The following is a 16738-nucleotide window of genomic DNA, read 5'->3' as shown; positions in this document are numbered from 1 at the left end:
TCTAAGCACTTCATTTACAAGATAGATCGTTAAAATAGACAATCACTATGCCAAAATGAGGCATGATTGATCTATTTTAGATAGCCAATCTAGTAAAATCAAATTGTACTACCAAAAAAAAATCCACACAAAGGTGGATTTGATGTCTTTACTATTTTTATTACTACAGATCATCAGTATTTATACCAAAAGAGCCTGTAATTGTTTTTTTCTTACCGGTAGTAAAATTACTAACCACAAAATTGAAAGTACCTTCTATCTTTGTTGCTGTTTTTAAAGTAATGGTTAGCGAACCTGATTCAGTATTGTACAAAAGATCATCTAAAATACAAGATGCACTCGCAACATTTACAAGTTCCTCTCCCCCTCCATTCAATATAGCACTCGAGGCCTGATATGTGCCAACGCCATATGATTGACTAATACCTATACGCACACTATCATCACTACCTCCGTTTTTCACCCCTACTATGCTATAATAAGGATGAACACCACTTGAGTTTACACTTGCAACATCAATATCATTTTCAGCAAACCCAACCCCGTCTATTTTAGCGTTTAAAAAACCGTCAGATTCCACTACAGGTGCATTTTCTGTATAGGGTATATTAGTAAAGGAACCATTCGTAATTATTTTTGTTTCGGTTTTATCATCACCTATATCTCTAAAACCTGTAAATTGAAATGTTCCTGAAATTGTTTTTTTAGTTTTATCTACAGCTGTAATGGTAACAAGTGCAGTATCTGTATAATTTTTTACTCCAAAAAATTCTGCAACTTCGTTTGATGCACTTATAAATGGATTTTCGGTAGTCGCTGTCACTGAACCATAAGACAGTACAAATTTTTCTCCATCATCTTCACTATTGGCCCATGTATAAGTTCCCACTTTATTACTTGGCAAAGTTATTTGAATTAAATCTTTATTAGCTGTTCTAATTCCTGCAATAAGTACAAAATTATCTGTTACAATGGCACTCGAACTATTAGCAACAAAAGCATTTCCTCCTACAGTTGCCTTAAAAACTCCTGTTCCGTTCGGATTATTTCCGTTTCCATTACCAGTCTCCTGATTGCCATTATTATAATTGAGTCCATCCTCAAAGTCTTTAGTACAAGATGTAAAAGATATTCCTAAAGCAAAAAGTAAAAGAAATAAAAGAGTATTTTTTTTCATATATAGTTATTTTTCGGCTACAAATATAGATTTAAAAAAATGAAATAAAAATCCTACTATAGATATTATTGGCATCTTTTTAATATTTTCAATTTCTGATCATCACAATTATTATTAAAAAAAATAAAATTATTTTTAGCAAAACTGTAACAAACCAAAAAAAGCACCGTCCTTATAAAAAACTAGCAATCATTACTTGAGTATAACTAACCAAAATATCGAAGAATTAATCGCGCTTTGTAAAGAAAACAATCAAAAAGCACAATTCGAAGTTTACAATCGCTACAGTAAAGCCATGTATAATGTGGCCTACCGTATTGTAAAAGATGAACATTTTGCACAAGACGTCATGCAGGAAGGTTTCCTTAAAGCTTTTACAAAAATAAATGACTATAAACAAGAAGTAGCTTTTGGGGCATGGTTAAAGAAAATAATTGTCAATTATAGTATTGACTTTTATAAAAAAAATAATGCTTTTCAGGTCGAAGATTTGAGCAAGACATTATATAAAATAGAAGAAAATGACAGCTTTTTTTCTGAAAATATAGATTTGAATTCACTTAAAGTGAAACAGGTTTTAGATGCCATTTTAAGTTTAAAAGACAATTACCGCATGGTTTTAACGCTTTTTTATATTGAAGGGTATGATCAGGAAGAAATTTGCGAAATTTTAAACATCAGTTATGCCAATTGCAGAACGACCTTAAGCAGAGCAAAGGAAAGTTTGCGCAAAAAATTAGAGGAGATATGAAATTGCCAATACCGAAAAATTTGTGCGCACAAATCATGAAAAAAGCGATAACAGATTCACCACTAAAAAATAAATATTACATATATGAAAAAGGAAAATGACGATTTAGATCAATTATTTGAAAAATTTGAGAATCAGTGGGATGTAAAAAGAATGAATGCTGACCATCAGGTTGATTTCTTAAATAAATTAAACAACAAGCAACCTAAGAAAAAGAATTACGCTGTTTGGGCCATCGCTGCATCAATTGTAGTGCTGCTAGGGGTATCTCTATTTTATAATAATAACGAAAAGCCTAAGGAATTCAAATTTGCCTCTAAGGAAACCCAGCGTACTGATTCTATCTTTAGTATTTTAATTGATAATGAGCTAGTTAAATTAAAAGAAAAAAGCTCACCGGAAAATGAGCAAATCATTAATGATGCCTTAAAACAGATGAAAGTTTTTGATGCAGATTATGCAAAGATTCTAAAGGAAGTTCAAAAAAATGGTGAAAACAAACAAATCATTTACGCTATGATCAGCAATCTGCAAACCCGAATTTCTTTTTTGCAAACGGTTTTACAGAGAATTGAAGAAAACGAAAAATTTAAAAACACAACTGATGAAAAAACATTATAACATACTTATTTTATTCATTTTGATTCCCTTTTTAGGATTCTCAAATGATGATACTTTTATTTCTAAAGAAAAAAACATCAAGAAAACCTTTATTGTTAATTCTAATGCAGGAATTGATATTGAGAACAAATACGGTAACATTACTATAAGTACCTGGGACGAAAACAAAATTGATCTGGATATTACCATTAAAGTTTCCGGAGGAAATGAAAACTGGGTAAACGAAAGATTAAAAAGTATCGATGTCGATATTAATGCCCTGAAATCTATGGTTACAGCCATTACCAACATTGGAAACTCTTCACTAAAAAGCAGAGGAAGCAGCAATAGTTTTGAAATTAACTATGTGATAAAAATTCCGAAAAACGGAACCGTAAAACTCAATAATAAATACGGGAATATTACCACCCTAAACTTAGAATCTACCACTGATATTGCTTGTAAATATGGTAAGATTAACATTGCAAAACTAAATGGAACCAACAATAGAATTGCTATTGGTTACAGCCAAAACTCAACTATCGATTATATTAAAAACGGTAACATTGAAGCGCGTTATTCTGGTTTAAAAATTAATGAATCAGGAAACTTAAATCTTGATGCCAACTATACCGATATTTCGCTGCAGCAAGGGCAAAACATAAAATACGAAGGTAACTATGGCAGTTTTAAATTTCAGGAAATAAATTCGCTTGTTGGTTTAGGAAATTACCTAACCGTTTCTATTGGCGAAATCTCTAACAACCTGACTATTGATGCAACGTACTCAAAAATAAATGTAGAATTACTAAACGAAAGGGCTAAGAATGTTAATATCAATACCGGATACACCAATGTAGCTTTGGGTTTTAATACAAACTTTTCTTTTGATTTTGATATTAATACAAAATACGGAAGCATCAAAAATGACAATTCTTTAGATATTTCTGTAAGTGAAGTCAAAAACAATTCTAAAAAAATAAGTGGTTACAATAAGAAAAAAGGACAAAGTAAAGTAATCGTTAATTCTAATTATGGTAATGTAATCCTTACCAGAAAACAATAATAAGATCATAAATCAATCAAAAACAACAATTTAACAATCAAGACAATGAAAAAAACTTTTGAACTATTCGTATTTAGCGCATTATTAATAAGCTCTGTTGGAAATGCACAGTGGTCATCAAATAATAAAATTAAAGGAAACGGTAAGGTAATTTCGGATACCAGAACCACATCAGATTATGATGCTATAAAAGTTGCAGGCTCATTTGATGTCGATCTGGTAGCAGGAAAAGAAGGCAAAATCATCATTAAAGGAGAGGAAAATCTAGTTTCGGCTATAAAAGTTGAAGTCGAAGGTAATGTTTTAAAAATCTATGTTGAAAAAGGCAGTAATATCCGACCAAGCATTGGTAAAAAAATTGAAGTTACTGTTCCTTTCGAAAAAATATCAGAAGTAAGTTTGTCAGGTTCAGGTAATGTTCAGTCTAAAAATGCAATCAAAACTGATAAGTTTGTAGCAAAACTTGCAGGTTCAGGAAACTTTGATCTAGACGTAAACTCAAGTGATTTAGAATTAAATTTAAGTGGTTCGGGAAATATACGTCTAAAAGGAAACTCAGATAGCTTAACTAGCAAACTTGCAGGATCAGGAAATATTGAAGCTTCAAATTTAAAAGCGAAAAATGTTGATGTAAACGTTTCAGGATCTGGCAACAGCCGTGTTAATTGTGTAGAAAGTTTAACCGCAAGAATTGCAGGTTCTGGTGATATCAAATACAGCGGAAATCCAGAAAAACGAGATGTAAAAGTTTCTGGTTCTGGAAGTATATCAAAAGCATAAATACTAAGACATAATAATTACGATCATCAATCAAATCAATTTGTCTCATTAAGATAAATTAAATCCCCGAAAGGCACTTTATTAATTTAAAGTGCCTTTTTTGGTACTCTTCTCAATAGAAAAATTGCTGTAATAAAGAAAACTCCTAAAACTGCAATAGCTGGACGAGGACTTCCTGTAATCTGGTCAATAATACCGTAAACACACATTCCTATTACAATTCCTATTTTTTCTGCTACATCATAAAAACTAAAGAATGAAGCCGTATCTTTTGTTTCTGGTAGTAATTTTGAATATGTAGAGCGTGACAATGCCTGAATTCCTCCCATTACAAATCCGGCAATAGTGGCCGCAATATAAAAATGCACAGGCAAATAAATAAAGTAGACAATTACACAAAATACTACCCAAATAAAGTTAATTACAATCAAGGTTGGGATATTACCGTATTTCTTTGATGCTCTTGATGTTATAAATGCTCCGATAATTCCAACTATTTGTATCAGTAGAATACAAATAATTAATCCAAAAGTTCCTTGTTCTTTTGATTCCCATTTAATTTCCTGAGCGCCAAAGTAAGTAGCGACCAACACAACAGTTTGTACCGCCATACTAGAAACAAAAAAACCACCTAAGTAACGTTTTAAAGGAATATTTTGCTGCAATAATGCCCAAACTTTCTTCAATTCCTTAAATCCATTAAATAACACAGATTTTGTTAGTTTTTCACTACTACTTTTTCTTCCTTTTGGTAAGTAATAGTAGGTATATTGACTGAATAAAATCCACCAGACACCGACCATTATAAATGAATATCGCATTGCTATTTCTGAAGCTTTTTGATTCGCTGTTCCAACAATTCCAAACCAATCAGGCTTCATGATCATTGCCAGGTTAATAAGCAATAAGATAACGCTTCCAAAATATCCTAGCGAATAACCTTTAGCGCTAATACTATCTTGTTGTTCCTCAAAGGCAATATCCGGCAGATATGAGTTATAAAAAACCAAGCTACCCCAAAACCCTATAAGTCCAAAAAAGTAAAATGCCAAACCTACATAAATATTATCTAAACTGAACCAATACAAACCCATACAAGATAAAGCACCAGTATAGCAGAAAAATTTAAGGAATGATTTTTTATTGCCTACATAATCAGCAATTCCAGATAACAACGGCGATATAAATGAAACTACTAAAAATGCCATAGCCGTAATAAAACTTATTAAAGCGGTATTTTTCAAATGCAACCCAAAAACATCTATATAATGATCACGGTCTGCAAATAAAGCTTCATAAAAATTTGGAAATACTGCCGATGCGATTGTAAGCGTATAAACAGAATTTGCCCAATCATAAAAAGCCCATGCGTTTAATAATTTTTTATCTCCTTTTTGTAAATCTTTCATAGAAATGGTTTTGTTAACAAGCTACGAATTTATCTTTTTTTTATCATAATCAAATAGAAATTTGATAAATCGTGTATTAATAAATTATAAACAATTTAAATTCTTCTACATAAAAAAAAGCTACCCTGAAAAGAATAGCTTTTGAATTATCTAATGTAACTTGTTTGTTATCTTATAACGCCAACTTTTAATGCTGTGGCTTTTGCTTCAGGAATCAATGACTTCAAGTTCGCAATCCTGGTAGCATCAGCAGGGTGAGTACTCATAAATTCCGGAGTTCCAGATGCTCCGGATTTTGCTGACATTCTTGACCAGAATGCAATTGCATCATCCGGATTATAACCAGCAATGGCCATAAGTGTCAGTCCTATTTTATCTGCTTCGGTTTCATTACTTCTGCTAAACGGAAGCATTACTCCTACTTCAGAACCAAGCCCGTAAGCCTGAGCAAAAATTTGCTGAGTCGATTCCGATTTTCCGCTTGTTGCTGCTCCTAAAGCTGCTCCACCAATTTGCTGTAATTGTGCCGCACTCATTCTTTGTGCACCGTGATTCGCCAATGCGTGAGAAACTTCATGTCCCATAACGGTAGCAAGACCAGATTCATTTTGTGTTACCGGCAAGATTCCCGAGTAAACTACAATTTTACCTCCGGGCATACACCAGGCATTCACTTCTTTATTGTCTACCAGTTTATATTCCCAACGGTAGTCAGTTAAATATTGAGCTTGTCCTAAATAAGTTAAATATTTTTCTGCTGCTTTTTTAATTTTAAGTCCAACAGCCTCTACTAATTTAGCATCTGCTGTTCCAGTTATTACCTTGTTTTCAGATATAAACTGGCTATACTGCTGAAATGAAGAGGGAAATAATTCACTGTTCGAAACGAAGTTTAAATTTTTCTTGCCTGTAACAGGATTGGTTGCACATCCCACAACTAAAACAGCTGCAAAAATCCCTGATAATAAATGTTTTTTCATGATATTTAATTTTTAACACACACAAAAATACAACTATAATTATTTTTTATTTTATATAATTACATAAAAAATTTATCAGAATTTACTTATTCACCACTAATATGAAGTTCACTGAACTCTTTATCAACAATTAAGAAGTGATTTTCTTCAAAAGCAATTTTATCAAAAGCTATTATTTCATTATCAATTTCAATTTCTGTTACTTTAAAAGGGAGTCCAATTAAGTTAATTTTATAGTTTGAATAAGGGGTATCATACTTTCCTTCTTTATGAAGCTGAACAATTAATTCTTTCTCTTTGCCAATGGTGCTAAAAGATAAAAAACTGTACCGTCCTTTTTTATAATCGTAACCGTCCTGAGCATCTTCATAAACTACAGATTTTTCCTTGCCGTTTTTAAAGTACAAATCAAGTGTTAATTCATCAAATTCAAGTTCTCCCACATATTGCTGAACCGGATATTTTGGAATTACCGCACCTGCTTTTACAAAAAGTGGAATTTCATCAAATTTGGTATCTACCCAAACTTCTCTGCCGCCTGTTGCAAATTCATTTGTCCAATAGTTATACCACTCACCTCTTGGAATATACATACGCCTACCTACAGCATTAGGTTCAAGTATTGGACATACCAATATTTGATTTCCAAAAATGAATTCATCGTTTCTGTAGTGTGTTTGGGTATCTTCCTGATCGTAATATACTAATGGTTTTAACATCGGAATTCCCTCCTCAATATACTGCCAAAACATCGTGTACAAATAAGGCAATAATTGATAACGTAAACTCACAAATTTGCGGGTAATGTTAATCACTTCTTCATCAAAAGCCCAAGGCTCCTGATTGCCGTGATCTCCAGATGAATGCGTTCTGCAAAACGGATGAAATACACCTAATTGTATCCAACGGGCGTATAATTCACCTGTTGGCTGTTCTGCAAAACCACCAATGTCTGAACCTGTAAAGCCCATTCCGGAAATACTCATTCTTTGTACCTGAATATTGGCAATCCATAAATGCTCCCAGGTGGCTACATTATCTCCTGTCCAGGATGATGTATAACGTTGCGCTCCTGAGTAAGCAGATCTCGTAATTACAAACGGACGTTTAGGATATGTAAATCGTTTTACACCATGATAAGTCGCTCTGGCCATTTGTGTGCCGTAAATATTATGCGCTTTTCTATGGCTGCAAGGGTTTCCGTCATAAACATGACGAACATCCATTGGGAATGTTTTATTAGGAACCTCCATAACAGCGGGTTCATTCATATCATTCCAAACACCTTTTACACCTATATCTGAAATTAATTCTTTAAATAATCCGGCCCACCATTCTCTAACTACGGGATTTGTGTAATCTGGAAAATTACATTCTCCTGGCCAGACTTTCCCTTTCATATAAGGTCCATCGGCTCTTTTACAGAAATAATCTTTTTCTAAAGCTTCCTGATAAACCCAGTAATCCTTATCTATTTTAATTCCTGGATCAATAATTACAATTGTTTTAAAACCATCTTCTGCCAGTTCTGCAACCATACGCTTTGGATCTGGAAAGTAATTTTTATTCCAGGTAAAACATCGAAATCCTTCCATATAATCAATGTCCAGATAAATAGCATCGCAAGGAATTTTGAGTTCTCTGAATTTTGATGTGATTTCTTTTACTTTACTCTCAGGATAATAACTCCATTTACATTGATGATATCCTAAAACCCAAAGTGGCGGTAATTCCGGCTTACCTGTTAAATCAGTATATGTTGTTACCACATCCTGCATTTGCGGGCCATAAATGAAGTAATAATTCATTTCACCGCCTTCTGCCCAAAAGCTCGAAACGTTTCTTCTTTCCTGACAAAAATCAAAGAAAGTTCTAAAAGTATTATCGAAAAAAATACCGTAAGATTGTTTGTTGTGCAAACCTATGTAAAACGGAACTACTTTATATAATGGTTCCTGATCTTTCTGGTAAGCATATTGATCGGTAGCAAAATTTTCTAATCTTTTGCCTTTTAAATTCATTTGAGTCGCTTTGTCCCCTAGTCCGTAAAAACATTCTCCATCTTTCGATGATTTACTCATTTTCACGATATTGCCACCGTATTCATAACTTTCTTCCCAGTGAAAACCAAGTTCATCTTCAAGAATCAAAAGATCGTTTAAATCATAAATAGATAAACGAAGATCTGCTTTCTGAATTTTACATTTTACCTTACTGGTTCTAATCTGGAAATAAGTCTCCTCTTCTGTAAGTTCTAAAAAATTATAACCGTGCAGCTGGGTTTTATCAATTGCATAAGAGAAATCATTACTAAAATAGCCTTTTGTTGTAAAGCGAAACCGAATTAAACTATCTCTAAGAATAGTGACTTTTAAGATTACTTTATTATCGGTATTAAAAAAAATCGAATCACCTTCATGTTCAAACGAAACGATTTTTGATGGATATAAATCGCCTTTATATTCTAATGATGTATTTGTAATCATAATGCTAGTGAGTTAATTATAAAATGCTAAATGGCTCTTTCAAACATACAAAAAAAGCATATAAACGGCTATCAATATAAGGTTTATTCACGAAAACGTTTTTTCTGAATGAGTGCTAAATTATAGCTGCGAAAACAAGTAATTCAATAATTTTAAAACGTTAAATTGATAAATTAATATTGATAAAAATAATTGCTCTTTTTTATACAAAAGAATATACTGTTACACTTAAAGGAGGTAAAAGTAATTCTACAGAAAACTCTCTGCCATCATATGCTAAAGGTTCAATTTTTAAAACACTGGAATTAGTTACTCCGCTTCCTCCATAAGTAACATCGTCGCTATTAAAAACGGCTTCTAATTTACCTTTTTTCGGAATTCCGATTCTGTACTTCTCCCGAACCACTTGCGTGAAATTACAAACCACAATTAGATTTTCATCAGGATTATTTCCCTTTCTAATATAAGATAACACCGCATTTTGATGATCAGAATAATTAATCCATTCAAAACCTTCTCCTGTAAATTGCTTTTCATATAAAGCCGGATGCGATTTATATAAATTATTCAAATCTGTAATCACTTTTTTAATACCAGAATGATAATCGTATAGTAGTAAATGCCAATCGAGGCTTTTTTCAAAATTCCATTCATCACTTTGCCCAAACTCCGAACCCATAAAAAGTAATTTGGTTCCGGGATGCGTAAACATATAGCCGTATAGCAATCGTAAATTGGCAAATTTCTGCCATTCATCACCAGGCATTTTATTGGCAATAGATTTTTTTCCGTACACTACTTCATCGTGCGAAAACGGAAGCATAAAATTTTCTGTAAAAGCATAAGTCATCGAAAAAGTTAAATCATTTTGATGGTATTTTCTATAAACCGTTTCTTTCTGAAAGTATTTTAAAGTATCATGCATCCATCCCATCATCCACTTCATACCAAATCCTAGACCTCCTGAAAAAGTTGGTCGTGATACCATTGGGAAAGAAGTACTTTCTTCTGCAATAGTTTGAACTCCATCAAAATTAGCATAGATTACCTCATTAAACTCTTTAAGAAAACTAATCGTGTCCAGATTTTCCCTTCCACCATAAATATTAGGTTCCCACTCACCTTCATTTCTTGAATAATCAAGATACAACATCGAAGCAACAGCATCAACGCGTAAAGCATCAGCATGATAATGCTGCAGCCAAAAAACGGCATTACTAATTAAAAAAGCGCGGACTTCATTGCGACCGTAATTAAAAACCAAACTTTTCCAATCCGGATGATAGCCTTTTCTGCGATCCGGATGTTCGTATAAATGCGAACCATCAAAAAAGCCCAAACCATGCGCATCATCAGGAAAATGCGACGGAACCCAGTCTAAAATTACTCCAATACCAGCCTGATGCAATTTATCAACCAGAACCATAAAATCCTGTGGTTTTCCAAAACGGGAAGTTGGTGCAAAATACCCTGTCAATTGATATCCCCACGATGGATCATAAGGATATTCCATTATCGGCATAAATTCTACGTGAGTAAAACCTGTTTCCTTTACATAATTGACCAAATCATCAGCAAGTTCTAAATAAGTCAAAAACCGATTATTTTCGCCTCGTTTCCACGAACCTAAATGAACTTCGTAAACCGAATAAGGTTTGTCTAATCCGTTCTTTTCCTTACGGGATTGCATCCATTTTTCATCCTTCCAATTGTAATCTAAATCCCAGACAACCGAAGCTGTGTGAGGCGGCTTTTCGCAGTACAAAGAAAAAGGATCTGCTTTTTCAGTTACAACTCCATTTATATTGGATTGAATTTTATATTTGTAAAGCGTTCCTTTCTCGATACCCGGAATAAAACCTTCCCAAATTCCAGAAGAATCCCAACGCACTTGTAATAAATGCTCTCCTTGTGTCCAGTAATTAAAATCACCAACAACCGAAACAGATTGAGCCGTTGGTGCCCAAACTGCAAAGTAAACGCCCTTTACTCCGTTAACTTCAACTAAATGCGCTCCTAATTTTTCATATAATTTGAAGTGTTTCCCTGCTTTGAATAAATCAATATCAAAATCAGTAAACAGAGAATACGTGATAACTTTATTCATATTTGTTTTTTATAATTGGAATGCGGATTTTTTTATTGGAATTTGGAACTTTTGTATTGAATTTTATCTTCTTTAAAACCTTATTCAATTCTAAAATTATCCGACAGTACAACTCCTTTTTTAATCACTACAATACCATCTTTTATACTGTACAATTCATTGGTAAAATTGTCTAAATGTTTACCTCCGTTAATATGAACATTGTTTCCTATACGAACGTTTTTATCTACAAGAGCATTCTTTATAAAACAATTTTCTCCTATCCCTACGTGAATTTTATTGATACTGCTTTCGTGATTCATCTCGTCAAGATCCTGATAAAAATCGTTCCCCATTACGTAACAATTCTCAAGTACAGTACCAACCCCAATTCTGGAACGAATTCCAATTACAGAACTTTTAATTTCTTTGGCGTTAATAATACAACCTTCAGAAATCAACGATTGATTGATCACTGAATTTCTAAATTTTGATGGCGGCAATAATCTTGGTCTGGTAAAAATTTTATTATCGTTATCAAATAAATTAAACTCAGGAATATCTGCCGTTAAGCCAATATTAGCTTCAAAAAAAGATTCAATATTTCCGATATCTGTCCAATACCCTTCATATTGGTAACTCAAAATCTTATGTTTACCAACAGCTTGAGGGATAATTTCTTTTCCGAAATCTTTCGTTTCCGGATCAGCCATTAAATCCTCTAATAACTGACGGTTAAAAATATAAATTCCCATCGAGGCCAGATACTTCTTGCCTTTTTCCTTCATGTGGTCACTTACTTCAGATTCCCATTCAGGTAAAAGTGATGCATCAGGCTTCTCAATAAAAGCCTCTACATAACTTTCATGACATGTTTTTAAGATTCCAAATTCAGGAGCATCTTTAGCATTTACGGGTAAAGTGGCAATAGAAATTTCTGCGTCTGCCGCAATATGAGCTTCCAGCATTTCATTAAAATCCATTTGATACAACTGATCACCGGACAAAATTAAAGCATGATCAAAATCGTGTTTTAAAAAATGTGACATACATTGGCGAACAGCATCTGCAGTTCCCTGAAACCAGGTTGGATTATCAGGAGTTTGCTCTGCCGCTAAAATATCTACAAATGACTGACTGAAAATACTAAAATTGAAAGTGTTTTTGATATGCGCATTTAGAGATGCTGAGTTAAACTGGGTCAAAACAAATATTTTAAAAATATCCGAATTAATACAATTTGAAATAGGAATATCGACTAATCTGTATTTTCCACCAATTGGAACTGCTGGTTTTGATCTGGTTTCTGTTAACGGAAACAAACGTGATCCTTGTCCTCCTCCTAAAATAATAGCAACTACATTTTTCTTTTTAAACTTCATTTTTCTCAATTATTAGGTTGTATATCTCAATATATTCTTGGCAAACTCTTTCCCATGAATGGTCAATAGCCATTCCTTTTTTTCTTATTTTATTAAAATTGACTCTATCATCGTACAGTTTCACAGCACGATTTATAGAATAACAAATATCTCCAACCGAAGCCTGATCGTGACAAATCCCATTTCCGTTGTCTCCAAAATCGATCACAGTATCTTGCAGTCCGCCTGTTCTTCTCACAATTGGCACAGTTCCATAACGTAAAGAATACATCTGATTTAATCCGCAAGGTTCAACTCTTGACGGCATTAAAATATAATCTGACCCTGCATATATTAAATGTGCTAATTCTTCATTATAACCAATAAATACATTGTAATTACCATTGTAATCATTTCTTAACTGAAGTAATTGTTCTTCTATTTGTGCATTTCCGGATCCTAAAATCAGGATATTGATATTTTCAAAATTTTCAGACAAAGCCAAAGCTGAAGCATGAGGCAATAAATCCCCTCCTTTTTCTTCGAATAAACGACCAATAAAGCTAAATAAAGGTTTCGTAGAATCAAGATCAAATTGCTCACATAACTTTTCTTTATTTTTTTGCTTACCTATTTCCAAAGTTTCAATCGAATAATTTTCAGCAATCATTTGGTCTTTTTCCGGATTCCAAACTTCAAAATCAATCCCGTTCAAAATACCTTTTGATTTATCCCTAACTGAGTTAAACAAAGATTCCAGACCATTCGCAGAAACATTAATCTCATTCAAATAACTGGGCGAAACAGTCGTAACGGCATGAGCACACTTTACTCCTACCGCCAAAGAATTAAGAGAATTATTCCATTCTAAAAATCCAACATGAATTAAATCAAACTCAGGTAAATAATGCAATTGATCAAAACCAAACCAGCCTTGGTATAAACCGTTATGAATCGTAATTACTGTTTTTAGAGTCCTTAACTTCTCATATTTATAGGCATACTTCACCAAAAATGGAATTAATCCTGTATGATGATCATGGCAATTAATAACATCAGGAACAGTTTTACGTGCAGCAATCCAATCAAGAGTTGCCATCTGAAAAGAAAAAAAACGTTCTGTATCATCCTCATACCCGTAAATATTTAGCCGGTCAAATAATTCCTTAATTTCTATGAGATATAATTCGTAACCAAGTTTATCTGTTGTTTCTTTTAAAACGCTAAATGAAAAATCGAAACTCCCTAATTTTACAGTTCCCCAATGAACACATTCAAAATTATTTTCATTTTTGAACTTCGTATCGTAACAAGGAACAACAACACGAACCTCATGACCGGCATTCGTTTGATATTTCGGCAGTGCACCAACAACATCAGCCAAACCACCAACTTTTGCCATAGGATAACACTCAGCACTGATATGAAATATTTCCATATAGAAATTTTAAACTATTTGTGAATTATTTTTTTGAATAAGCATCTATTAAAATGCTACTTTTATGTTTCCTAAATTTAGGAAAAAATAAGTAAAATTAAGGCTTCCGAAAAAAATTATTGAAATGGCAAAAAAGGCGACAAATCCTACTCAATCTTTAAAAATTCCACAGGTTATCATACTATCCAGCAAATTACTCGCTTTTATATCGCCTAAATTGGTAACCACATTTGCAGCAAAGCTTTTTACAACACCAATAAAACATAAGGTTCCAAAACGTGAGCTCGAAATGGATCAAAAAAGCACTAAGAACACTTTTTTTGTTCCTGCAATTCATAAAAATATAACCACTTACGAATATGGAAAAAGTGAACGCAAAATATTATTAGTTCATGGCTGGTCCGGTCGTGGGACGCAACTATTTAAAATAGCCGACGAACTTTTGCAAAATGGTTATTCAACCATAAGTTTCGATGCACCGGCACATGGAAAATCCGAAGGAAAAAGAACGATAATGTCTGAATTTATCGCTTCGATTCTGGAAATAGAAAAACAATACGGTCCTTTCGAAATTGCAATCGGGCATTCATTAGGTGGAATGTCAGTCTTAAACGCAATTAAAGATGGTTTACAGGTAAAAAAAGCTGTTGTTATTGGTAGTGGAGATATTGTACATAATATTCTGGAAGAATTTGTTTCTAAATTAGGTTTAAAAACCGAAATTAGTAATAGATTACGTGATCATTTTGAAGAGCAGTATCAGGTAAAGATGGATGATTTTTCAGCTTACAAAGCAGCACAAAAAATTCAAATTCCCGTTTTGGTAATTCATGATAAGGATGATCCTGAAGTTCCGGCAAAAGCAGGAATTCATATTCATAAACATTTACAAAATGGCAGTTTATTTCTTACCGAAGGTTTAGGTCACAGAAAAATACTAGGAAATCAAAATGTTGTAAAAAAAATCATAGATTTCATCAAAACTAGTTAATTTTGTGATAGTTATATTTTAATTTAAAAGAAAACGAAAATGGATTTATTTGGAGAAACATCAAATTGGGAAACTAAACTAAAACCCATTTTAAAAAAATATAAAGGAAAAAGACATCCGCTCGAATATCAAAACACCTACCAATTATTAGTTATGGTAGTTTTATCTGCCCAGGATTCTGATGCTAATATCAATAAAATTGCCCCTGCTTTATTTGAAAAATTTCCAACACTTAAAAGTTTATCAAAAACTGATACTGAAACTTTTATACCTTACATCAATAAAGTTCGAAACTATCCCACAAAAGCAGGCTGGCTGTTAGAAATTGCTCAAACCATTAAAAATGACGAAGACATTCCGACTACAATGCAAGGATTAACAGCATTAAAAGGAATTGGCAGAAAATCAGCCAATGTTATTTTAAGAGAAACAGGCAAACCTGCAGAAGGCATTATTGCAGATTTACACGTAATACGAGTAGCCCCGCGAATTGGCATCATAAAAGAAAGTAAAGATGGTAATAAAGTCGAAAAAGACCTTATGCAAGCCTTACCAAAATCTATTTGGTCAGAGATCGGAATGGCAATTTCTTTTTTAGGAAGAGAAATTTGCAGACCAAAACCAAAATGCGAAGAATGTTTATTAGCCGATATTTGCCATTATTATCTCACAGAAGTAATCTAAGAAATTATTTTCTTCTGGTATCTGCTAAGTAAATAATCTTCCAAATATCCTTTTCTTTAAACAAAGTAAACGTATTCACGCCCGCCCGTATGACTCAATTTATCATTGACAAAAAACTCATATGGAGCCCATACGTGAGCCATTGTTCCATCAATCTGAATATTGTAACTTGGTATTTTTTCATGAAGCTTCATAGTTGACGGAATTGAGGCAATTGATTTATACAATTCTTGGGCAGTTTCATCAAATAATTTATTTCCCTTAACTGCACTCTCGCTAATTGATTGTAAAATAATTTTAGAAGAACAAACAGATTGCATTTTCACAGTATCCTTTTGATGAAATCCTTCAAAAAAAATCTCTATAGCTCTCTGAACATCTTGTTTCTGTGCATTACAAAGCGATACAGAAAATAAAAAAAACAAATAGCATTACCTTTTTCATGATTAAAATATTTTGAGATTTAAAAATAAGCCTTTATTTCAAAATTAAAATATTTTTTTTCCAAATATGAGTTTTATGGGCTTTTCCGCCACGGCGGACCGGGCTGTCCGCTAAATCTTTTGCGAGAGATATTTATGTCATTAACCAGAGTAATTCAGATTTCTCGCAAAAGGATATCGCTCCCTTCCCTAACGCAATTTACGCTAGATAAGATATTTACAGGTGGGCGTAAAGTAGATTTCTTCTTATTCAGATTATCCATCTTTTTGCCTAATCCCTAAACTTTGCGTTTGATCCGTTTGATCCTTGATCACTTTAGATACCTAAACAAAAAATCTTTCACTTTACCCCCAAAAAAAAACTTCAATTAGCATTAGCCAATTGAAGTTTTTAGTACTCAGAGCGGGACTTGAACCCGCACGAACATTGCTGTTCACTGGATTTTAAGTCCAGCGTGTCTACCAATTTCACCATCCGAGCATGAT

14 protein-coding genes and 1 tRNA gene are annotated in these 16738 nt (G+C 33.1%); 6 read left to right on the top strand and 9 right to left on the bottom strand.

What is annotated here, in order from left to right; genetic code table 11:
• Positions 1-163 precede the first annotated feature (163 nt).
• Positions 164-1177 (bottom strand): DUF6252 family protein, encoded by a 1014-nt coding sequence (locus tag IRZ78_RS19730; RefSeq protein WP_194618154.1) that lies wholly within the window; start codon positions 1175-1177, stop codon positions 164-166.
• Between the two features lie 196 nt (positions 1178-1373).
• On the opposite strand from IRZ78_RS19730, the gene IRZ78_RS19725 reads away from it, so the two are divergent.
• From IRZ78_RS19725 to IRZ78_RS19710, 4 genes are all read left to right on the top strand, one after another.
• A complete protein-coding gene (locus IRZ78_RS19725; protein ID WP_194618153.1) occupies positions 1374-1928 on the top strand; it encodes an RNA polymerase sigma factor in 555 nt (184 codons plus the stop codon).
• Positions 1929-2012: 84 nt separating this feature from the next.
• The gene (locus IRZ78_RS19720) at positions 2013-2549 is read left to right on the top strand and encodes an anti-sigma factor (RefSeq protein ID WP_194618152.1); all 537 of its coding nucleotides are present in this window, start codon (positions 2013-2015) and stop codon (positions 2547-2549) included.
• Entirely contained in the window at positions 2533-3594 is a 1062-nt protein-coding gene (locus IRZ78_RS19715) for a hypothetical protein (protein WP_194618151.1), read from the top strand. The genes IRZ78_RS19720 and IRZ78_RS19715 overlap by 17 nt, the downstream gene beginning before the upstream one ends.
• 45 nt (positions 3595-3639) lie before the next feature.
• Complete coding sequence (locus tag IRZ78_RS19710; protein WP_194618150.1) at positions 3640-4374, top strand: head GIN domain-containing protein; 735 nt, start codon at positions 3640-3642, stop codon at positions 4372-4374.
• An 86-nt stretch (positions 4375-4460) separates the two neighbouring features.
• Here the strand turns inward: IRZ78_RS19710 and IRZ78_RS19705 are convergent, their stop codons facing one another.
• The 6 genes from IRZ78_RS19705 to IRZ78_RS19680 form a co-directional block, all read right to left on the bottom strand.
• Positions 4461-5783, bottom strand: coding sequence for an MFS transporter (locus IRZ78_RS19705; protein WP_194618149.1), 1323 nt, complete (start codon positions 5781-5783; stop codon positions 4461-4463).
• Positions 5784-5950: 167 nt separating this feature from the next.
• Positions 5951-6763 (bottom strand): M48 family metallopeptidase, encoded by an 813-nt coding sequence (locus tag IRZ78_RS19700; RefSeq protein ID WP_194618148.1) that lies wholly within the window; start codon positions 6761-6763, stop codon positions 5951-5953.
• 86 nt (positions 6764-6849) lie between these two features.
• The gene (locus IRZ78_RS19695; RefSeq protein WP_194618147.1) at positions 6850-9249 is read right to left on the bottom strand and encodes a glycoside hydrolase family 31 protein; all 2400 of its coding nucleotides are present in this window, start codon (positions 9247-9249) and stop codon (positions 6850-6852) included.
• A 202-nt stretch (positions 9250-9451) separates the two neighbouring features.
• Positions 9452-11356, bottom strand: coding sequence for a 1,4-alpha-glucan branching protein GlgB (gene glgB / locus IRZ78_RS19690; protein WP_194618146.1), 1905 nt, complete (start codon positions 11354-11356; stop codon positions 9452-9454).
• 80 nt (positions 11357-11436) lie between these two features.
• Complete coding sequence (locus IRZ78_RS19685; RefSeq protein WP_194618145.1) at positions 11437-12717, bottom strand: glucose-1-phosphate adenylyltransferase; 1281 nt, start codon at positions 12715-12717, stop codon at positions 11437-11439.
• On the bottom strand, positions 12707-14134 hold the full coding sequence (locus IRZ78_RS19680) for a glycogen synthase (protein ID WP_194618144.1): 1428 nt from the start codon (positions 14132-14134) through the stop codon (positions 12707-12709). Before IRZ78_RS19680 ends, IRZ78_RS19685 begins: the two co-directional genes overlap by 11 nt.
• A 124-nt stretch (positions 14135-14258) precedes the next feature.
• On the opposite strand from IRZ78_RS19680, the gene IRZ78_RS19675 reads away from it, so the two are divergent.
• Both IRZ78_RS19675 and IRZ78_RS19670 read left to right on the top strand, forming a co-directional pair.
• A complete protein-coding gene (locus IRZ78_RS19675) occupies positions 14259-15125 on the top strand; it encodes an alpha/beta hydrolase (RefSeq protein WP_194618143.1) in 867 nt (288 codons plus the stop codon).
• Positions 15126-15164: 39 nt separating this feature from the next.
• Complete coding sequence (locus IRZ78_RS19670) at positions 15165-15809, top strand: endonuclease III (protein WP_194618142.1); 645 nt, start codon at positions 15165-15167, stop codon at positions 15807-15809.
• A 56-nt stretch (positions 15810-15865) separates the two neighbouring features.
• Here IRZ78_RS19670 and IRZ78_RS26255 read toward each other — a convergent pair whose 3' ends face one another.
• Together IRZ78_RS26255 and IRZ78_RS19660 are read right to left on the bottom strand one after the other, a co-directional pair.
• Positions 15866-16135 (bottom strand): hypothetical protein, encoded by a 270-nt coding sequence (locus tag IRZ78_RS26255; RefSeq protein ID WP_228520543.1) that lies wholly within the window; start codon positions 16133-16135, stop codon positions 15866-15868.
• A 512-nt stretch (positions 16136-16647) separates the two neighbouring features.
• Positions 16648-16733 (bottom strand) — tRNA-Leu (locus tag IRZ78_RS19660).
• Positions 16734-16738 lie beyond the last annotated feature (5 nt).

The organism is Flavobacterium sp. CSZ (genome assembly GCF_015350725.1).
Classification (GTDB): Bacteria; Bacteroidota; Bacteroidia; order Flavobacteriales; family Flavobacteriaceae; genus Flavobacterium.
Note: the sequence above shows the minus strand (reverse complement) of the source record. Positions and strands in the feature narration are given on the sequence as shown.